Source organism: Atlanticothrix silvestris CENA357 (genome assembly GCF_016056295.1).
Lineage (GTDB): Bacteria > Cyanobacteriota > Cyanobacteriia > Cyanobacteriales > Nostocaceae > Atlanticothrix > Atlanticothrix silvestris.
This window is the reverse complement of record NZ_JAECZB010000093.1, coordinates 102,272-121,459: the sequence shown is the minus strand read 5'-3', so window position 1 is coordinate 121,459 and position 19,188 is coordinate 102,272. Positions and strand designations below refer to the sequence as shown.

Annotated in this window: 19 protein-coding genes, 1 rRNA gene and 1 pseudogene; 13 read left to right on the top strand and 8 right to left on the bottom strand. The window is 39.8% G+C overall.

Translation table 11 applies throughout. The features are described 5' to 3' along the window. Positions 1–55 precede the first annotated feature (55 nt). Positions 56–173: ribosomal RNA gene (rrf, locus tag I8751_RS23925) — 5S ribosomal RNA — on the top strand. Between the two features lie 205 nt (positions 174–378). Then, a complete protein-coding gene (bchD, locus tag I8751_RS23920) occupies positions 379–2,403 on the top strand; it encodes a magnesium chelatase ATPase subunit D (RefSeq protein ID WP_214441587.1) in 2,025 nt (674 codons plus the stop codon). Positions 2,404–2,498: 95 nt separating this feature from the next. On the opposite strand, the gene I8751_RS23915 is transcribed toward bchD, so the two are convergent. Then, positions 2,499–3,284: an RNA polymerase sigma factor SigF gene (locus tag I8751_RS23915; protein ID WP_214441586.1), complete on the bottom strand. Its 786-nt coding sequence runs from the start codon at positions 3,282–3,284 to the stop codon at positions 2,499–2,501. Between the two features lie 490 nt (positions 3,285–3,774). Between I8751_RS23915 and I8751_RS23910 the strand changes: the two genes are divergently transcribed. Both I8751_RS23910 and I8751_RS23905 read left to right on the top strand, forming a co-directional pair. After that, positions 3,775–4,503: a Bax inhibitor-1/YccA family protein gene (locus I8751_RS23910; protein ID WP_214441585.1), complete on the top strand. Its 729-nt coding sequence runs from the start codon at positions 3,775–3,777 to the stop codon at positions 4,501–4,503. Positions 4,504–4,875: 372 nt separating this feature from the next. Further along, positions 4,876–5,748: a hypothetical protein gene (locus I8751_RS23905; RefSeq protein WP_214441584.1), complete on the top strand. Its 873-nt coding sequence runs from the start codon at positions 4,876–4,878 to the stop codon at positions 5,746–5,748. Between the two features lie 321 nt (positions 5,749–6,069). Here I8751_RS23905 and I8751_RS23900 read toward each other — a convergent pair whose 3' ends face one another. After that, the gene (locus I8751_RS23900) at positions 6,070–6,351 is read right to left on the bottom strand and encodes a hypothetical protein (protein WP_404800451.1); all 282 of its coding nucleotides are present in this window, start codon (positions 6,349–6,351) and stop codon (positions 6,070–6,072) included. Further along, a complete protein-coding gene (locus I8751_RS23895; protein ID WP_214441583.1) occupies positions 6,344–6,577 on the bottom strand; it encodes a hypothetical protein in 234 nt (77 codons plus the stop codon). Before I8751_RS23895 ends, I8751_RS23900 begins: the two co-directional genes overlap by 8 nt. Positions 6,578–6,851: 274 nt before the next feature. Here I8751_RS23895 and I8751_RS23890 point away from each other — a divergent pair, with 274 nt between their 5' ends. Then, complete coding sequence (locus I8751_RS23890; protein ID WP_214441582.1) at positions 6,852–8,171, top strand: hypothetical protein; 1,320 nt, start codon at positions 6,852–6,854, stop codon at positions 8,169–8,171. 219 nt (positions 8,172–8,390) lie between these two features. Here the strand turns inward: I8751_RS23890 and I8751_RS23885 are convergent, their stop codons facing one another. Then, on the bottom strand, positions 8,391–9,758 hold the full coding sequence (locus tag I8751_RS23885; protein WP_214441581.1) for a DUF3370 domain-containing protein: 1,368 nt from the start codon (positions 9,756–9,758) through the stop codon (positions 8,391–8,393). A gap of 40 nt (positions 9,759–9,798) precedes the next feature. Beyond that, entirely contained in the window at positions 9,799–10,311 is a 513-nt protein-coding gene (locus I8751_RS23880; RefSeq protein WP_214441580.1) for a pyroglutamyl-peptidase I family protein, read from the bottom strand. Positions 10,312–10,369: 58 nt separating this feature from the next. Between I8751_RS23880 and hisH the strand changes: the two genes are divergently transcribed. Both hisH and rsmD read left to right on the top strand, forming a co-directional pair. Then, a complete protein-coding gene (gene hisH / locus I8751_RS23875) occupies positions 10,370–11,005 on the top strand; it encodes an imidazole glycerol phosphate synthase subunit HisH (RefSeq protein WP_214441579.1) in 636 nt (211 codons plus the stop codon). A 73-nt stretch (positions 11,006–11,078) separates the two neighbouring features. After that, positions 11,079–11,651, top strand: a complete 573-nt coding sequence (rsmD, locus tag I8751_RS23870) for a 16S rRNA (guanine(966)-N(2))-methyltransferase RsmD (protein WP_214441578.1) — start codon at positions 11,079–11,081, stop codon at positions 11,649–11,651. Positions 11,652–11,931: 280 nt separating this feature from the next. Here the strand turns inward: rsmD and petG are convergent, their stop codons facing one another. Further along, positions 11,932–12,045: a cytochrome b6-f complex subunit V gene (gene petG / locus I8751_RS23865; RefSeq protein WP_010995538.1), complete on the bottom strand. Its 114-nt coding sequence runs from the start codon at positions 12,043–12,045 to the stop codon at positions 11,932–11,934. 210 nt (positions 12,046–12,255) lie between these two features. Between petG and I8751_RS23860 the strand changes: the two genes are divergently transcribed. Both I8751_RS23860 and I8751_RS23855 read left to right on the top strand, forming a co-directional pair. Continuing rightward, on the top strand, positions 12,256–12,630 hold the full coding sequence (locus tag I8751_RS23860) for a c-type cytochrome (RefSeq protein WP_214441577.1): 375 nt from the start codon (positions 12,256–12,258) through the stop codon (positions 12,628–12,630). A gap of 401 nt (positions 12,631–13,031) precedes the next feature. Then, complete coding sequence (locus I8751_RS23855) at positions 13,032–13,451, top strand: hypothetical protein (protein WP_225894375.1); 420 nt, start codon at positions 13,032–13,034, stop codon at positions 13,449–13,451. A 183-nt stretch (positions 13,452–13,634) separates the two neighbouring features. Here the strand turns inward: I8751_RS23855 and I8751_RS23850 are convergent, their stop codons facing one another. Beyond that, positions 13,635–14,933 carry a cation:proton antiporter gene (locus I8751_RS23850; RefSeq protein ID WP_214441576.1) on the bottom strand — a complete coding sequence of 433 codons (1,299 nt, stop codon included), beginning with the start codon at positions 14,931–14,933 and terminating at the stop codon, positions 13,635–13,637. Between the two features lie 512 nt (positions 14,934–15,445). On the opposite strand from I8751_RS23850, the gene psaC reads away from it, so the two are divergent. The 4 genes and pseudogenes from psaC to I8751_RS23830 all read left to right on the top strand — a co-directional run. Beyond that, positions 15,446–15,691, top strand: coding sequence for a photosystem I iron-sulfur center protein PsaC (gene psaC, locus I8751_RS23845; RefSeq protein WP_012411495.1), 246 nt, complete (start codon positions 15,446–15,448; stop codon positions 15,689–15,691). A gap of 244 nt (positions 15,692–15,935) precedes the next feature. Further along, on the top strand, positions 15,936–17,819 hold the full coding sequence (gene glmS / locus I8751_RS23840) for a glutamine--fructose-6-phosphate transaminase (isomerizing) (protein WP_214441575.1): 1,884 nt from the start codon (positions 15,936–15,938) through the stop codon (positions 17,817–17,819). A 157-nt stretch (positions 17,820–17,976) separates the two neighbouring features. Beyond that, complete coding sequence (locus tag I8751_RS23835) at positions 17,977–18,552, top strand: Uma2 family endonuclease (protein ID WP_214441574.1); 576 nt, start codon at positions 17,977–17,979, stop codon at positions 18,550–18,552. 7 nt (positions 18,553–18,559) lie between these two features. Next, positions 18,560–18,835: pseudogene (locus tag I8751_RS23830) on the top strand (glutamine--fructose-6-phosphate transaminase (isomerizing)); the annotation flags it as partial. A 159-nt stretch (positions 18,836–18,994) separates the two neighbouring features. Here the strand turns inward: I8751_RS23830 and I8751_RS29860 are convergent. Then, positions 18,995–19,188, bottom strand: a 194-nt coding sequence (locus tag I8751_RS29860) for a HEAT repeat domain-containing protein (protein WP_225894374.1), incomplete at its 5' end; no start/stop codon positions are given.

Here is a 19,188-nt window from a genome sequence, read left to right as displayed (position 1 = left end):
TTTCAAAAGTCATTTTTAATTTTACATTTTTAATTTTTAATTCCCATCAGGTTTTCCTGGTGTCTATTGCGCGGTGGAACCACGCTGAACCCTTCCCGAACTCAGAGGTGAAACGCTGTTGCGGCGACGATAGTTTAGGGGTAGCCCTACGCAAAAATAGCTCGATGCCAGGTCTGTTTATTCAAATCAAAAAGCCTCCTAGGTGAGTTACAGCTAGGAGGCTTTTTTATCTCTCTATACTAGATAGACAAATTATCAAAAATCGAACAAATCTAAGTAACTCTTATAGGTAGGCAAGGCAAGGGGGTTTACGCTTATTGAGTTAAATGTACCAGAAATTGCTATGCTAAGAGCCGAGACTACTTAATTTTGCAAACAATGCCTGCGTCTACAATTAGTCCCACAATCACCGCTTTTCCTTTGACGGCCGTAGTCGGTCAAGAAGCGATTAAATTAGCCTTACTGTTAGCAGCGGTCGATCCAGGTTTGGGAGGAGTGGCGATCGCAGGTCGTCGTGGTACGGCAAAATCAGTAATGGCTCGTGCTATTCATGCCTTACTACCACCCATCGAAGTTGTTCCAGGTTCCATCAGTAATTGCGACCCCACTCACCCAGAAGAATGGGATGACTATTTGTTGGCGGAGTATGCAGATAAAAATATTCAAGATGTTGCCACCGATATTATCCCTTCACCTTTTGTCCAAATTCCTCTGGGGGTGACAGAAGACCGACTTCTGGGTTCTGTGGATGTAGAAAAATCGGTACAACAAGGCGATACTATTTTTCAGCCTGGGTTACTAGCCACAGCTAACCGAGGCGTTTTGTATGTAGATGAAATTAATTTATTAGATGATCAAATATCAAATCAACTATTAACAGTATTATCTGAAGGACGCAACCAGATTGAAAGAGAAGGAATTAGTTTTCAGCATCCTTGTAAATCCTTATTCATCGCCACCTATAATCCAGAAGAAGGGGCTTTGCGCGAACATTTATTAGATAGAATTGCGATCGCTCTTTCTGCTGACGGTGTACTTGGCTTAGATCAAAGGGTAGCAGCAGTTGAGCAAGCGATCGCTTATTCCAGTTCTCCCCAAGATTTTCTTCAACATTACAGCGAAGACTTAGACGCTCTTAAAACTCAAATTATCCTGGCGCGGGAGTGGTTAAAGGAAGTGACCATTACCCGTGAACAAATCGCCTACTTAGTAGATGAAGCAATTCGCGGCAAAGTTCAAGGGCATCGTGCTGAATTATTTGCTGTGCGGGTTGCAAAAGCTGCTGCGGCTTTGGACGGACGGACAACAGTGAACGCTGAAGATTTGCGCCATGCTGTGGAATTAGTAATTGTGCCACGGGCAACAATTGTACAGACACCGCCCCCTGAACAACCACCACCACCACCTCCCCCTGCGCCACCAGAAAATCAAGACCAGTCAGAAGAAGAAGAACAAGAACAAGAAGAAGAACAAGAAGAACCAGAACAGCAAGAACCCCCCAGTATCCCCGAAGAATTTGTTTTTGATTCCGAAGGGGTGATTCTTGATGACAGTGTGCTTTATTTTGCTCAGATGGCGAAACGACAGGGCAAATCTGGTAGCCGTAGTATCATATTTTCTGAAGACCGGGGACGCTACATTAAACCTATGTTGCCCAAAGGAAAAGTGCGACGTATTGCAGTAGATGCCACCCTCAGAGCTGCTGCTCCCTATCAAAAAGCACGAAGAGAGAGAAACCCAGGTAGAAAAGTAATTGTGGAGCAAGGTGACATTCGTTCGAAGCGTTTGGTACGTAAAGCAGGAGCGTTGGTAGTATTTGTAGTAGATGCTTCCGGCTCAATGGCCCTCAACCGGATGCAGTCGGCTAAAGGTGCGGTAATGCAACTTTTAACGGAAGCTTATCAAAACCGCGACCAAGTAGCATTAATTCCTTTTCGAGGAGAACAGGCAGAGGTGTTATTGCCTCCCACGCGTTCTATTGCTTTAGCACGTAACCGCTTGGAAAGATTGCCCTGTGGTGGAGGTTCGCCATTAGCACATGGTTTAACCCAAGCTGTACGCGTCGGTCTAAATGCACAGATGAGTGGAGATATTGGGCAAGTCGTGATTGTAGCGATCACTGATGGACGGGGTAATATTCCCTTGGCACGTTCTTTAGGTGAACAGCTAGAACCAGGAGAAAAACCAGATATCAAAGCGGAACTACTAGAAATTGCCTCCAGAATCAGAGCTTTAGGGATGCAACTATTGGTAATTGATACTGAAAGTAAATTTGTTTCTACTGGTTTTGCGAAGGAATTATCACAAACAGCAGGAGGCAAGTATTATCATTTGCCAAAAGCTAGTGATAAAACCATTGCTGCCATGACCAGAGGTGCGATCGCTGATTTAAAATCTCGATAATTAGTCATTTGTCAGTTGTTAGCTGTTAGTTGCTACTGACCACTGACCACTGACCACTGACCACTGACCACTGACCACTGACCACTGACCACTAACTACGATCCTGTTGGCATCACCTGTGGTTGCAAATAACCCATCAAATCCTGAATTCCCTTTTGCAGATACCGTGTGACTGTCATAGGGCTAGTGCCAATATTTTTAGCAGCATCCTTGCGAGAAAGTTCCTTTAAAAATACCATTTCAACTGCCATGCGGGGCTTTTCTTCTAACATGCTGATTGCCCCTTGGAGTTGTTGCCGTTCTTCTTCTTGTAGCTGGAGAGCAATAGAACGAGGACAAGGAAGCGCCTCACCCAAGGTTATTTGGCAATCAACATAGTGAGCTGCGGTAGCATCCAAACTCAAAGGCATACGATTTTGCGCTGCTAGCTTTGTTTCTTGCCACTCTTGCAAAGACACATGTAGTATTTTGGCAATTTCCGCATCTTTGGGAGGACGACCCAAAGAAACTGATAATTCTTTGCGAATTCTTTGTCCCTCGTTGTACAATTCTTGCCAACGACGAGGAATTTTTAACAGCGTACTGCGATCGCGCAAAAAATGTAGCATCTCACCTCGAATATATGGCACAGCGAAGGAACTAAAAGCATATCCTTGGCTGGGATCGAAGCGCTCAATTGCTCTAATTAAACCAAAGTAACCAATTTGTTCTAAATCTTCATAAGGTTCATTACATTGATGGCTAAATTTATGAGCCATCTTTCGGACTAATCCAGTATGTAATTGTACAAGTTTATTACGAAGTTTAATAGAGGGATTTTGGTGGTATAAGTGCAATAACTCTATACCATCAATTCGCACAGAGGACTCACTTGTTGCCATATAAATTCCTTTGTTGTAACTCCTTTTCTTGAAAGAATGGAGCTGCGTATATTTCCTTCAAATCTGTAATTATTTTCCTTAGTAGAGCCAGATTAAACCATCGTCGTTTCACTGAACTTATGGGGGGTTCCACTCTGCCATTCAGTAATTACACGCATGATTTTGCTTTATTGTTTGTTACAGATTATTTTTGTTTTCTTGATAATAATTGATTGCAATATAATGTTTATCTTTTGCAACATAATCTAGCTATTTATGCTGAAAAATGCATGACTTACCTAAAAGCCATCTGTTATATTGACTAAAACACAGATTTGTATTGAATTAATACTGAAAAAACTAAGCAATCAGATCTCAACGAGTTACGACTATGATTTTTAGCCAAAAAGCTGCCCTCCAGATTTGGCAACTACATTAAATCTTTGGCTGTTAACCGCAAATATTGGTAAGAATGGAAGTAAATAGAACGTTTACCTGAAAAAATTGAAATATGAGCAACACCAGTAATTTTCGTGAAGCTATCCGTGAGGCTAAATCTCACGCCCTCGTTGGCCCAAACGTGATTGCCAACGCCCTCCCCTACGTCGGTGGTGGATTGGTGCTAACGGCATTAGGGACTTACGGCGGTTTGGGAGTTATCCGTACTAACCCCGAAATATTCTTTCCCACCTTCATCGGTGCGGTGATTGTAGAGTTAATTTTGTTCTTTGTTGCCCAAAATGTTGCCCAAAAAGGTAACAAGGGACTTGCACTACCCCTATTGGCAACCTACAGTCTCTTGTCTGGATATACTCTCAGTGGCTTAGTATTTGTCGCTTTGAGATCCCAAGGTGTTGGTATTCAGGGTATTGGGTTGGCTGCCCTTGGTTGTGGCGTTACCTTTATTGCTGCCCGTCAAATTGGTTCAAATCTCTCTGAACAAGATGGGATGGCTTTGACAAAAACCATCAATCTCGGTGTTATTGCCTTGGTAGTTGTGTGCCTCGCCCAATTCGGGTTTGCCATGTTTGGTGTTTACACGCCAAATTGGTTAGAAATTGCCATTTCAGGTTTAGGAGTATTTCTGTTTGTTGGGGTTTCTGTTGTAGATTTCTATATCTTGCCCCGCACTTATAGCGATGACCAATATCTGCCTGCTGCTTTATCGATGTACCTAACTTACATCAACTTGTTCGTCTTTATCTTGCGGTTGCTAATTGCCATAAATGGCCGTGATTAATCAACCATAGGCACAAGAAAAAATCTCAATAAACTTTTAATCGTGGTTAGCTATCAGCTACCACGGTTTTTTTACAACTAAAGCATTCTTAAAAAGCAGCAAACTGAATACTGCGAATTGCTTTCTCCATGCCTTCAATCGTTAACTCAGTTGACGACTAAAGTTATTAATAGTGATGGATAAAAGCACTCACTCTGAGGGGGCGACAAGAGTAGTCAAAGTATGACGGACAGGGGGATTCAAGTAAGATACCTTCTCAAAAAAAACGGTTCTTATTGACAGTAGTGTGCAGTTATTAGGCAGCTACTTAGAAGGGACAGTTTGGTGGTAAAAAAGAATGGTCTCGTCAAATTAACAAGACCACATAAATAAATGTTGCCTTCATTCTATCAAGAAATCCTAGAAAAGTACCTGAGTAATACACAATTAATTACTCTAAAAATGCTGGTATGGTTGCTACAAAGTCAGAAGCAAGTAAAAATAGAAAGATTGGCGGCTACCCTGCCTTTACCCATACAACAAAATAGCCGTCGTCGTCATTTACAAAGATTTCTCAACTCGAATGCGTTGAGTGTAGTGCTACTATGGTTTCCCATCATTGAAGAAATTTTATCACGCCTATTTAAACTTCGACAAAAAAAATCCACGACTTTTCGAGAAAAAAGACAAAAATTTCAACCCCTACATACAATTCCAATTTATCCAGGAGTCCGCAGATTTTATCTTCATGTTAATCTTACACAGAAGAAAGGTTTTGGTCGTTGTAATTTAGCGGTTTATTGGAAACGTAAATATCGTAGTCATCAAGAGCTAGAGCCTTGGTATTTATCAACTAATCTGCCCGATTTATCCACTGCACTCAAAATATATGCTCAACGTTTTGGGATTGAGGCTATGTTCCGTGATTGCAAAACAGGCGGTTATAATTTAGAAGGTTCTCAAGCGAATCCTGATAGAATGGTTCGCTTAATTTTATTGATTGCTTTAGCAATGACTTCTGCCTGGTTACAAGGTCAAAAAACTCAATTATCTAGACAACAATATTATGTTTGTCGTCCTTGTGAACAGAAAAGAAGTAAAAAAAGACATAGTGCTTTTTGGATAGGTTTATATGGGCAAAATTGGATAACTTCCCTGAATGAGTGTCAGGAATTAGTCTTGGATATGATGGCTGTCGTTCGCAATAAACAGGCATTTTATCATCAGGGTTTGAGGGCTATGCTGCTTATACAGCAACCACTTTAACTTCTTTGTCGCCCCCTCAATCACTATAGCAAAGAGCAAAAGTGCGATCGCATTAAACCAAAGTACCTCCAAACCTACACTTTGAGCAGTATTCTATGCGCGATCGCTATATAATGACGCAACGGGTTGAGTAGCGATGATTACTTAAATACTTCGGGCATACTTTCAATGTGAGAGATAGCACCAATGGAGATGCTTGACGGCAAACAAACATGTAATGCTAATGGAAAGCGATCGCTTGATTAATAGTCTAATCAACCTCATCATTCCACAGCTTGAAAAAACGGATTGAGATTACTAATTAATGTAGATAATACTTAGCTAAATTTCAGCTTTCTTAAAGCTATTGAGAAAGTTATCAGCGTAGCGAAAAGCGGATGCATAATCGTAAGCGGCAATAGCAATAGCTTGAAAAAAAACGTTTGTAGGGACTTCAACCTCTAAAAGTTTTTCGGTTAAAAGCACCAATTCCTCATCTGTTGCAGGTAAAGCTATATCTTGGTCATTACTTACAACTAACAAGTTACCATCTGTTGTAGGCAACGCCATCTCTTGATTGCATTCTGAATAATTAAAAATATGTTCTAGTAATGCTCTAGACATTTTCCACCTCCCCAAAAGCATAAGATGCAAAGCCTGCGATGAAATTTAACTGCTGCTCACGAGTTTGTAAATTGGCTGGAAGTTCAGTATCATTACAGCCGATTTCATGCAAAACCTCTAAACAATAAGCACTCAGTTGAGTGTATGTAGATCGCTCTAACTCTTTAACTAACAGTTTTGCTCTTTCCAGATTGACTCGGATCATCGGCATTGCGGGGCTAGTCATAAATGCACCCTAATAAACTGGATGATTGCAGTTTTGATCAGAAGTACAAATCAGCGTAACCGTGTTATTGCGGAATTTATGAAGACGTAACATAAGAGTATCAGCGCATTTGCGGTAAGGTATCTGTACCTCTGCTTGTTAGTCAACTCTCTAATCTCAACTTTTTAAAATTTTCTCTAAACGCGCTAAGTATTCCTACAAATCTAGCTGTTGCTAGATGCGGTAATTCTCTCAAAGGCTATAATTTACAACTGTTGAACCGAGAGATTTGCTTGTGGATGCCATATTAGAACGATCGCATGAACTCAAACAGGCCTTAGTTGATTTTGTTCTGGATGCAGAAGGTGAATTAGCACAAGCACTGGAAACCTATGCAGCAACACAGCTGCGCCGTGGTAGTGGAGATACTACACAGCAAGACTTAATCGTTGACCGTTTTATTACAGAAGGAAAAGTTGGCGAACAATCACCATTAGAGTTGTTTTTAGAAAGTCATCCAAATTTGACACAAAGCGATCGCAGCCTGATCGATAGCTGGCATCATAGTTTTATTGGCTTATTTGCTATTACCGAAATCCTACCCGATGGCTTTGATTTAAGGAATTGGCTTACAGATAAACACTACATTGTCAAGCCAAATAATATCCAAACATTACAGGCAATATCACGGTTAAAAGTAGGAGAAATCTTATTAACTCGAATTTCTCCCGTAACCGATACCTACTGGATGTTCTCTGGCCCTTACACAATTATGGGTAAATTAGGTAAGCCAAAACTTGCGGTTGCAATTGGAAATTTCAAAGAAAACTATAAAAACAATCTTTATAGTGATGCCCCAGAATTATTAGAAGAAGCTTGGCAGTCAGTAGTACAATATCATCAGCAATTTATTGACTTTTTTGGTAGTGATGAAATCACACTGCCGGGATACCAACTGAATAAAAAAATAGCTGAATTCCAAGAAATAATTACTGAGAAACGCTTGGCAGAAGCGGGAATTGATACTTCCAAATCTCTAGCCGAAATGGCAGCAGAAGCTGGTGTGGAAGAAGAAGAAATGAAAGCAGCCGCAAAAGAAGCTGGTGCTGATGCAAACGTAGTGTCTCAAATGTTTAAAGGTAATAGCAAAATGGTTATGCCAAAGGTTGATTTACCTGCTGAACTGAAGAAAGCAGAACAGGTAACAACTTTTTCTCACCCTCGTTGGGGACAAATGTTTTTGCCAACATACAGTAAGATGCAAACCATTTTATCTGCTGATGATTGGCAAAGCGTTGAAGGTGCTGAAAAGCTAATTCGTTACTATCTTGAAGATAAAAGTATTAATGCTTTTATCTGGCACAGATTAGCCGACCAGTACCCAACGCAATTAGAAAAGATGTTGCAAAAAGTTTTGCAACGTCCGGAGTTTAGCCTCGCCAGTGATTTAGATCCGCTTTTAGAAGAATTTAACAAACCAATCAAACCAGAGTTACCAGATATTGCTAGTGTCCCCATCCATCTGCACAATTTATTTCAAGAAGCAGTAACAGAAGTGAATAAAACTAAGACCAAGAGTAAAGTGCAAAAAAAGCTAGCCAAGGGATTTCAATGAAATTAGTAGATACAAATAGTAAACTATCTCTCATGGTTATTTCTTGAGTTTAAGCAAGAATCTATGCGTGATTCACAGGCTTTGACTATTACGCTAGTAGTTATAGTATCTATTATTGCAACGGCAATTGGTGTTCAAAATTTTGAAAGATTTTTAAATACCATGTGTTTAATAGATACTATGCCTACCATTAATAAAGGTTGTAAGTAGTCAAACTTTTTACTTAGTTTGAGGTTGAGTTGCCACTGTTAATACTTGTGGTGGTGTAGCATCTGGCGGATAAAGAAAGTCTACTTCTACTAATCTGCGATCGCCTGATTTCATATTGAGTAAAATCAACGGTTCTCCAGGTTGCCCTCGTTTTTGTACTAAATGCATAAACTTGGTTTGTGACTTACCTTGATCATTTTTATAACGTACCCGTACAGTTCCCCTAAAGAAGGTTTGACGGGCTGGTGTACTGAAAAAGCGCAGTCCTGGTTTCACTAACTGATCTTCCTTAAGTGGCGTTTGCATAGATACACTCACAGATTGCAAATTTTGAGTATTGTTGTACAACGGCAATTTAAGACTGTATTGAATACCATAATTGCCATGAGCGCGATATGCAGTATCAGGATAGCGTACTAGCATGTTTGCACTCTGAATCTGATTAGTTCCTAAAGTACCACCATGCAATGTATCAATAGCATAAGAAAACACTTGACCAGGTTGGGGAATAGTTAAATATCTAGTTTTAGGAGTATCTGTTACTAAAGCTCTCCATTGAGTACCACTAGCGACTCCCGCCACACGCCCATAAATTCTGGGCTTACCAGTTTCTTCTAAAGGAGTAGGAGTTTTATCTCGTGGCCCAGATAAATCACCACTCTCCAGTAAAGTTTGCCATTCTTTCACAGAAGGCGCACGCTCACCACCATCAGTATTCATCTTGGCAAACATCGCCATACTAGCTGCATAGACTGTGCCATTACTCCGCAGTCGCATCAACGTAGATCGACCATTTAAAGGTGGTGTTAGACCTTTAACTGGAATTGGCAGATTGAGTAACATCTGACTTTGCCCTGGTGGAATCTCAATTTGGGCAGGGAAAATGTTTTGTCGCCGTCCTCTGAGGACATCAGACATGACGCGATCGCCTGGGCCAGCGTAAACTGTACCTAAAGTATTTCGACTTAAAGATGGCAAATCAATAAACGGTGCGTCTGGTTGACTTAAATAACTCGCTGCCTGCAAAATATTGATTTTCACTGGTGTAGAGCCAGGATTATGCACAATTATTCCTAAATATAGTGACCGTAAATCCTCTGGTGGTTCTGCCCTGGCAATATGGTGGGCAAAAACATCAAATCGCCCCCGAAAAGGAAAATTCAAATGCGCCGTGGGCACTTTTTTTCCAGTTGGTGGAAAAGTAGAAAGTAAAATCCCCTCTTTCAAGACCAATTCTGGACTATTGCTATTAAAAGTCGGGATGTTATTTAACTGGCCAGGTAAAGGGCGAACTTGTTGTGGTTGCACCACTTCTTCAGGTGGTGGTGTAGGAGGAGTTGATTGCGCGAGCAGTAAATTTAGTAACAATGGAAACATATACTTAGATATTTGGTTCACCTAAAAGACGCAGGCAATTTTATGAAAGTGCCAGCCTGTTAATAATTAATACAAAATCAGCCATAATTACTGCCAAATTTTCTGGAGTTAAAACTGGAACGTGAACAAAAATGCAATGTGCTGTGAGTTGTTTTTGTTGCAGGTACTCTAACACTGAATAATAAAGACCTTCGCAAACAAATTTACCGCAGTCATGGCTAATCTCAGTTGCGATCACTCCCCAGATTAATTTTTCTACATCAACAGTTGTTTGTAAAATACTTTCTTTACAACTGGCACTGACTTCTACACTTAATTTTTTCCGGCTTGCAGCCATGCCACAACAGATAATGTAATCTGGCTGGAATTCATCAATTTTTTGAATCACTCGCAAACTAGCAAGCTGCACATCTACAGGTAACTGGTGTAAAAAAGTTAAGCCATGGGGGATAGAATTAAGTTGAGTGACTTCTAATAATAAGTCATTAGAAGAATTTGACTGTTGATCTTTGAGCCAAATGTCAAAAGAAGTTAATAGTATTCTTTTCGCCATAAGAAATATTATTTAGAATAGAAAAACCCTCCACAATTAATTTACAAGGAGCAGGTCAATGCCAATTATTGCGGTCGTAGATTACGAGATGGGAAATTTACACTCAGTCTGCAAAGGCTTAGAAAAAGCTGGAGCAACTACTAAGATTACTCATTCTGCTAAAGAATTGGCACAGGCAGATGCAGTCGTTTTGCCAGGAGTAGGAGCATTTGATCCAGCAGTGCAACATCTGCGAGCGCGTGATTTAGAGCAACCGATTAAAGACACAATCGCATCTGGTAAGCCCTTTTTAGGAATCTGTTTGGGCCTGCAAATTCTTTTTGAATCAAGTGCAGAAGGTAATCAACCAGGACTGGGAATTATTAAAGGAAAAGTACAACGGTTTCGACCAGAACCGGGAATTACAATTCCCCACATGGGTTGGAATCAACTGGAAGTAACTCAACCAAAAAGTATTTTGTGGGAGCATTTACCAGCTCAACCTTGGGTTTATTTTGTTCACTCTTATTATGTTGATCCAATTGATCCGCAAGTTCGGGCTGCAACTGTTACCCACGGTACTCAGACTATCACAGCAGCGATCGCTCACGAAAATTTGATGGCAGTTCAATTTCACCCAGAAAAATCCTCTAATATAGGATTGCAAATCTTGTCTAATTTTGTTGCTCAAGTACGGGAAAAAATCGCTGCCTAATCATGTTTTGTCAGTTGTCAATTGTCAGTTGTCAGTTGTCAGCTTTTGAATCTTTTCTACTAACCACTGACTAATGACTTTAAGAATCTACGGCAATCGCCAGATTAAAACTTTACCGGGACAAGAAACCAGACCCACTAGTTCGCGGGTAAGAGAGGCAGTTTTTAATATTTGGCAGGGTAGTATTGCAGGTTGTCGTTGGCTGGATCTGTGTGCTGGTACTGGTTCAATGGGCGCAGAGGCTTTGTGTAGAGGAGCCAGCTTAGTAGTGGGAATTGAACAATCAAGCCGAGCCTGTGCAACTATTCAACAAAATTGGCAGCAGGTAGCTCATGCTGAGCAAGAATGGCGGGTGTTGCGAGGAAATGTTGTCCAGCAGTTAAAAAGCTTAGCCGGAAAGCAATTTGACAAAATTTACTTTGATCCACCTTATGCGAGTGGATTGTATCAGCCAGTCTTAGAAGCGATCGCTGACTATGATTTATTAGATATTAGCGGTGAACTAGCAGCAGAACATAATCCCCAAGCTTGGACACCTCCAATCATTGCAACTTGGGAAATTTGCCGCCAAAAGGTTTACGGTAACACAGCACTGACTTTCTACAGAATTGTGGATGAAGGGAATGAAGCCGAAAGTGTACGTTGAAACATCAATTTCAATGATGAAGAAAGATGAGGCAATTAGCCAAATACGAAAAGTTTGTCACACGATTTCTGAAGAGTAACGCACATTTGTCAAGCACAATGAACAGCTTAGTCTCTCAGATGCTGATAAAACAATGGCTTTAAGCTTGTAAAGAAAGATGTGACTAATAGAGAGAATTACAAGATGAGGAAGATGAGTCAAGAAAATTCTTTAAAAAATCCTCATCTTCCTCTACTCAGCACAAGCTAACGCCACGTTACGCTAACAGCACTCAGAACTCTTAACCCCCCAACTCGTTGGGGCGCTTATATTGCTTATAGGCAGCGTAAAATAGCCCAGCGAGGGTAACTACAATTAGACCAAGGACAATACCTGATAGCAGGGGTTCAACCATTTTAAATCTCCTGTTTGCAATTATTCAAGATTCATATCTCGCTTTTGATTTTACCAAATTGGGGATGAATCCCCCTCCCAACGCCGTTTTTGAACAACAACTGTTTATAAAAAAACTGTAATTTGTGCTTGCAGACACAATCAAGAACTTTTAAGCTATGTGTAGGAAATAAAAAATTCTTAGCAAACCTCAACTTCCACAGCAAACCTTTTGGATAACCAGATTACCAAACCTGAAACTTTGATTCAGCGGATCGCTTTGTTGGCTTTGGCGATACTGCTAGCAGTCCCTTTGGGCATTTTTGGTCTTCAGATAGTTCGAGCTTCTGATCCATACGTCAAAAGTGTGCTTTCTCTCACAGGAGACCCAATTCAAGGACATGCTATCTTTCAAATTAATTGTGCTGGTTGTCATGGACTGGAAGCAGATGGACGAGTAGGCCCTAGTTTGCAAGCTGTCTCAAAGCATAAATCCCGGTATGGATTGATTCACCAAGTTATTAGCGGCGAAACGCCACCTATGCCTAAATTCCAGCCTAGTACCCAAGAAATGGCAGATCTTTTGAGCTATTTGGAGACTTTATAGGTTTCAATTCTAATAAGCTAATCGTCATTCATTTTTTTAGAATATTTCACTTGCAGTAAAGGCTACCCTACGGTAAGTTTCTCTATGGGATGCTACACGAACGCGAACAGTCCTAGTTCTATACAATTTGAATGCTCATTAGCTGTTCACTGAAGTCCTTTATTAAACAGTTTGTATAGAACTTAGCTTACTTTCTTTAAATAAAAATTAAATATAAAAAAATATTATGGCAATATTTACTACATACCTTTGTGTGATAAAGGGCTAAATTGAGATTTCTATAAAATTTGTCCAAATCACATCAAAAGCAGTATAAAATGTATCCTTTGATAGAAGGAAGAGTTACATCTAAACCCCTAGGATGCCTTTAAAGCTTAGATATTGCGTGCATTGATGAGAATTTGCAATACAAAGATAAGGATGGTATTTTTATGCAACGAATTTTATCAAGTTTAAAGCAAGCATTGCCTCTTAAGATTTTGGTTTTAGTGTTAATGATTTTTGTTAGCTTGTCGGGTTTATTTATTGTTACTCAACCGCCTAGCTATGCAACAACACTTGAAGAATTAAAATTAATACCCCAAGATCAAAGACTAACACCTCAAGAAAAGATTGACCGTGCTTACGAATATAACCGAGCAGCTGGTATGCGAGCAGAAGAGCGACAAGAGGCTTATGAGCAAGCATTAAAAGACGGTGAAAGTCTTGAAACTATGGAAAAGGCTTACGAAAGAAATTTAAAAGCTGAAAGAAAAGAAAATTCTCAGCCAAATTTACTTGACAAAGCTGGAGAAATAGTTGAGAAAGTGACGGGTAATTAGAAAATAGTAAAAACATAGGGCTACAAGGAAGAAGGAATAATTTACTTACTCTTCCTTGTCTTTTTTTAATCCTCATGTATTGATTAATATATAGCTATAACAGTGAATATAAAACAGGTTTAAAAGTCTTCTGATATCAGGATTTTAGAATCATACCCTCAAGTACCTCACAACATCTATAATCTACTCTAATTCATCAGCTATTGCAGAATTAGCAGCTTTTTTTTTACTACTAATTTTACGCTCATACAATTTCATTAAAGGAGTAGCAGTAATTCCATGTAAAACTACAGAAATTATAATCGTGGTATAAGTTATCCAAGCAATTTTTTCAGCGGCTGCGCCTTCTAATCCGTGGCCGAAAGCATAGGCAAGATAATATAAAGATCCAACACCACGAATGCCAAACCAGCCAAATAATAAGCGAGCTATTGGATGTAATTTTCGACGGTAGGAGTCTAAAGGACGCTTACTGATTGTACTAATCCAAACTCCTAACGGGCGAATGATTAAAAACAACGAAATTGCCACTAATAAAGATTGCGTAGCAAACTTGAGCATTGGCTCAAATAATAATATTGATCCCAATAATAAAATTGTTCCTACTTCTAAAAGTTTTTCAAGCCGTTCAATAAATTCTAATTGTGCTAGTGGTTTTTCAGAATTCCTGTAACTACGTTGTACAACTAAACCAGCAACAAACACTGCCAAAAACCCATAGCCATTAACAACTTCTGTTAATGAGTAAGTTATTAAAATTATGCTGATGGCAACAAAATCTTCCATCAATGCATCAGCAGAACGATGCTTTTGGATTTTTTGATCAATCAAAACTATTGTTTTGGGAACAACAATTCCCATAATAATACCAGCGGCGATCGCCCAAATTAAATCAACTGTAATCCAATATGTTAACCAGTTACCCCAATCATTATCTTTTAAGGCATAAATGCCAAAATAAACAAAGGGAAAAGCTAAAGCATCATTTAACCCACCTTCAGAAGTTAGCCCAAAGCGTAGCTCATCTTGATCATTTGTATCAATCAGTTGAACTTCTGAAGCTAATACTGGATCTGTTGGTGCCAAAACTGCTCCTAATAAAATAGCTTCTCCCCAACTCATACCTAAAAACAATTTACCCACAACAGCTAAAGCAAAAATAGAAATTGGCATTAAAAATACAATTAGTCGTGCTGTAATATTCCATGCATCCAACCTGAGTGGACGAGTAATTTTTAAGCCGCAGCTAAATACTGAAATAATCACTACAAATTCTGTTAGCCTTTCTAGTAATTCGGCATTGAATACTTCATCTTGACGTAATTGAATCAGTCCGAAGCCATAGGGCCCTAAAAAAATACCAACCACTAGATAGATAATGGCAAAAGAAAGAGGTAAGCGAGAAATCCAGCCTGACCCTAATGTGACTGCTAGCAAAAGCAGACCAATCACAAATAAGTCAATAATGTAAACATCTACCATAGAGATTGTGATAAAAATATAGATAACACTTTGTAAGTTTAGTTATGGCAGCTTTTGTTATAAATAACCTATAGATAGATTTTATTAATTAATTTTAAATTTATTTATACCTCTGCTAATTGAGTAGCAATTATCTTAACTGTGATAAATTTGGAACTGCTGTTAGATAATTAAAATTTTGTCATAAATTTATGATATTTGGCGGTGTATACTTCCCAAGCAATAAGTACCATAGATAACTTCTTCATTTATTTCTGAGAATTGGCGATCGCTTCATACATCTTTACAAACCTACTTTGCTGCGGAAAAACTGTGACGTAAGTACGTTCCTATAATGTTGTTGATTTATAAGGTAATCTGGACACTTCGCCAGGACAAATTATTAAGAGTGCCTATTACATTGTTTAAAGTTATGTAGCCTTTTGAGTACAGGCTATGAGCCACTGCGGTAAACTATGCCTTGATTATGATTCTTTCGCAGAGAAGAACACTCGAAAGGAGCCGTTTTTTCAATGTCTCATACCGTAAAAATCTACGATACCTGCATTGGTTGCACCCAATGCGTCCGCGCTTGCCCTACTGACGTGCTAGAGATGGTTCCTTGGGATGGCTGCAAGGCTGCTCAAATTGCCTCCTCACCCCGCACAGAAGACTGCGTAGGATGCAAGCGTTGTGAAACTGCTTGCCCCACCGACTTTTTGAGCATCCGGGTTTACCTAGGAGCTGAAACAACTCGCAGTATGGGTCTAGCTTACTGAGGAATTTTCTCTAAAATTTCTCACTTGGTTCACAATTAAGTGTCTCCATAGCAAGCTCCTTTAGGATTGTAGGGTGGATACTACCCACCCTACTAATATTGTCTTTTTAGTCTAAAAGCTCAGAAACCATAACAATACCTAGTAGTAGAGGAGCAACTTGCTCCTTTTTTCTTTGTCAAAACCGCACCTTTATGCCGGCAACTATACTGGATTTAATAATCCTGCAACTGGAGTGGTGTGAGTAATGTGTGGAATCGTTGGGTATATAGGCACTCAAGCGGCAACAGAAATTTTACTGGCTGGTCTAGAAAAACTGGAATATAGAGGTTATGATTCTGCTGGAATCGCTACTGTTTGGGAAGGTGAGGTGAATTGTGTCCGGGCAAAGGGCAAACTCCATAACTTGCGTTCTAAACTTGAACAACTAGAAAACCCTGCTCAAATTGGAATTGGTCATACTCGCTGGGCGACTCATGGTAAGCCAGAAGAGTACAATGCCCATCCTCACTTGGATACGGCGATGCGGGTAGCGGTAGTACAAAATGGTATTATCGAAAACTACCGCGAGTTACGCGAGGAACTAAAACAGAAAGGACATGAGTTTCGTTCTGAAACTGATACAGAGGTTATTCCCCACCTCATAGCGGAATTTTTAAAGAATCTTCCCGCCTCATCTTCATCATCTCCCTTTTTAGACGCAGTTCGCCAAGCTGTTAATTACCTTAAAGGAGCATTTGCGATCGCAGTTATTTGTGCTGATTATCCTGACGAATTAATTGTAGTTCGTCAACAAGCACCCTTAGTAATCGGTTTTGGTCAAGGAGAGTTTTTCTGTGCATCTGACACACCAGCAATAGTTGCTTACACCCGTGCAGTGTTACCTCTAGAAAATGGCGAAATTGCCCGCCTCACACCTTTAGGCGTTGAAATTTACAATTTTGCTGGCGATAGACTTAAAAAACAACCCCGGATGCTCAACTTGAGTCCCACGATGGTAGAAAAGCAGGGATTCAAGCACTTCATGCTCAAAGAAATTTACGAGCAACCGGGAGTAGTACGAGCTAGTTTAGAAGCTTACTTTACTAATATAGAAGAATCTAGTGAATCACCCATTAATTTAGGTTTACCTAGAGAATTTTACGCAGATTTAGCACAAATTCAGATCGTCGCCTGTGGTACTAGTTGGCACGCAGCATTAGTAGGAAAATATCTACTTGAACAGTTAGCAGGAATTTCGACCCAGGTACACTATGCTTCGGAATATCGTTATGCACCATCACCTCTAACACCTAATACATTAATCATTGGTGTTACTCAATCAGGTGAAACTGCCGATACCCTAGCAGCTTTGGCAATGGAGAAAGAACGTCGCCAAGGACAAGAACCCCAATATCAAGCACGACTATTAGGCATTACCAATCGTCCCGAAAGCAGCCTGGGTCTTATGGTTCCCCATATCATCAATACCTTAGCAGGAATTGAAATTGGGGTAGCAGCAACCAAAACTTTTATTGCTCAACTGATGGCATTTTATGCTTTAGCCTTAGATTTAGCTGCTCATCGTCAGACAGTTCCCTTAGAAAAATTAGTAGAAATTATTAACGGGTTACGGCAAATACCAAAAGAAATTGAAGCAACTTTAGAAGCTCAAGAAAGTCTAACTGAACATTTAGCCCACGACTTTGCCGAAACCAAAGATTTCATCTTTTTAGGAAGGGGAATTAACTTCCCCATAGCTTTGGAAGGAGCATTGAAATTAAAAGAAATCAGCTATATTCATGCTGAAGGTTATCCAGCTGGGGAAATGAAGCATGGCCCTATTGCCTTATTAGATGCGAAAGTACCAGTAGTTGCGATCGCAATTCCTGGTAGTGTTTACGAAAAAGTTATTTCTAATGCTCAAGAAGCCAAAGCTAGAGATTCTCGGTTAATTGGCGTGACTCCCGTCAACGATGGCGAAGCGGCGGAAATATTTAATGATTTGCTCCCTGTGTCATCAGTGGATGAACTATTATCACCCATCCTCACAGTCGTACCATTGCAACTATTGGCTTATCACATCGCCGCCCGTCGCGGTTTGGATGTTGACCAGCCCAGAAATTTAGCTAAGTCTGTAACGGTAGAATAGGCTATTAATAGAGGTAGTAGCTGTTGTGGAGAAATAATAAAGTTGCACAGCAATAAAAAAGTTGTATACACGTTTAAACGCTACTACCAGCCAATGTGCAATTTCTCATGATCTTTTGAAGACTACCTCAAAAATACCTTTTATTAGAGTTTACGCCATGATACAGACAACTACAGAGCGTCTATACTCTTTTGAAGAATATCTTGCTTATGACGATGGTACTGATAACCGTTATGAACTGGTGGACGGGAAACTAGAACTTATGAATCCACCAACTTTTAGACATTTGCTGATTTCTAAATTCATTGAACTGAGATTTGACACAGAAATCAAGCGCTTGAGTTTACCTTGGCTATGTTTTAGAGAAGCGGGGGTAAGAACAGGATGGCGGAAGTCAAGATTAGCTGATGTTTATGTTGTAACAGCTGAACAAGTGATGGAAGTCCTTGATGAGTCGGCTGTTTGTCAGTCTGCGCCGATATTAGTAGTGGAAGTTGTCAGTCCTGATTCAGTGAAGCGCGATTATCGCTATAAACGTTCTGAATATGCAGCGTTGGAGATTCCTGAGTATTGGATTGTAGACCCTATAGAGTCAAAAATTACAATTTTATTGTTGTCAGAAGGATTGTACGAGGAAAAAGAGTTTAGCGAAAACCAGCAAATTGTGTCTGCAACTTTTCCTGAAATTGTGCTGACAGTTGAACAAGTATTAGCTGCGGGTAATGTTGGTTAGAAAATACGCGATCGCAGTTCCTGGTAGTGTATATGAAAAGGTGATTTCTAACTCCCAAGAAGCCAAAGCCAGAGATTCTCGCTTAATTGGCGTGACTCCCGTTAACGATGGCGAAGCCGGGGAAATATTTAATGACCTTCTTCCCATTTCTGATGTGGAAGAATTACTTTCTCCAATTTTGACAGTAATACCTTTGCAATTATTGGCTTATCATATTGCCGCCCGTCGCGGTTTGGATGTTGACCAGCCTCGTAATCTTGCCAAATCAGTGACTGTGGAATAAATAGATACGAATATTTCAGTAAGTATTTGTAGAGTAGATGAGATAATTTCTAGATGTGTCTATACATATCACATCTAGAAATGTTTTTTGGGCATCATCTACAGTAATGCTGTGTTTATCTCGCCAGCAGGGATTTGTCAGATGGTAATGTCACCTTATCTAACCACATATCAATTTTGATAGCAAATCTATCCCATCTCCAATATATTCAGAATCTTGGTATTCGTTAATCCATTGAGAAAGATTAATGACTACACTATGAGTTTTTTTGTCGATTTTATTCAGCGCATCTGCGGCTCTAGAACGCACATTAGATTCTGAATCTTTAATGAGTTCTAGTAAGCCAGGAATTG

Excerpts from the sequence above, each read along its gene's own strand:
- bchD (WP_214441587.1), top strand. The coding sequence starts at position 379 with ATGCCTGCGTCTACAATTAGTCCCACAATCACCGCTTTTCCTTTGACG.
- I8751_RS23915 (WP_214441586.1), bottom strand. The coding sequence starts at position 3,284 with ATGGCAACAAGTGAGTCCTCTGTGCGAATTGATGGTATAGAGTTATTG.
- I8751_RS23910 (WP_214441585.1), top strand. The coding sequence starts at position 3,775 with ATGAGCAACACCAGTAATTTTCGTGAAGCTATCCGTGAGGCTAAATCT.
- I8751_RS23905 (WP_214441584.1), top strand. The coding sequence starts at position 4,876 with ATGTTGCCTTCATTCTATCAAGAAATCCTAGAAAAGTACCTGAGTAAT.
- I8751_RS23900 (WP_404800451.1), bottom strand. The coding sequence starts at position 6,351 with ATGTCTAGAGCATTACTAGAACATATTTTTAATTATTCAGAATGCAAT.
- I8751_RS23895 (WP_214441583.1), bottom strand. The coding sequence starts at position 6,577 with ATGACTAGCCCCGCAATGCCGATGATCCGAGTCAATCTGGAAAGAGCA.
- I8751_RS23885 (WP_214441581.1), bottom strand. The coding sequence starts at position 9,758 with ATGTTTCCATTGTTACTAAATTTACTGCTCGCGCAATCAACTCCTCCT.
- I8751_RS23880 (WP_214441580.1), bottom strand. The coding sequence starts at position 10,311 with ATGGCGAAAAGAATACTATTAACTTCTTTTGACATTTGGCTCAAAGAT.
- hisH (WP_214441579.1), top strand. The coding sequence starts at position 10,370 with ATGCCAATTATTGCGGTCGTAGATTACGAGATGGGAAATTTACACTCA.
- rsmD (WP_214441578.1), top strand. The coding sequence starts at position 11,079 with ATGACTTTAAGAATCTACGGCAATCGCCAGATTAAAACTTTACCGGGA.
- petG (WP_010995538.1), bottom strand. The coding sequence starts at position 12,045 with ATGGTTGAACCCCTGCTATCAGGTATTGTCCTTGGTCTAATTGTAGTT.
- I8751_RS23850 (WP_214441576.1), bottom strand. The coding sequence starts at position 14,933 with ATGGTAGATGTTTACATTATTGACTTATTTGTGATTGGTCTGCTTTTG.
- psaC (WP_012411495.1), top strand. The coding sequence starts at position 15,446 with ATGTCTCATACCGTAAAAATCTACGATACCTGCATTGGTTGCACCCAA.
- glmS (WP_214441575.1), top strand. The coding sequence starts at position 15,936 with ATGTGTGGAATCGTTGGGTATATAGGCACTCAAGCGGCAACAGAAATT.
- I8751_RS23835 (WP_214441574.1), top strand. The coding sequence starts at position 17,977 with ATGATACAGACAACTACAGAGCGTCTATACTCTTTTGAAGAATATCTT.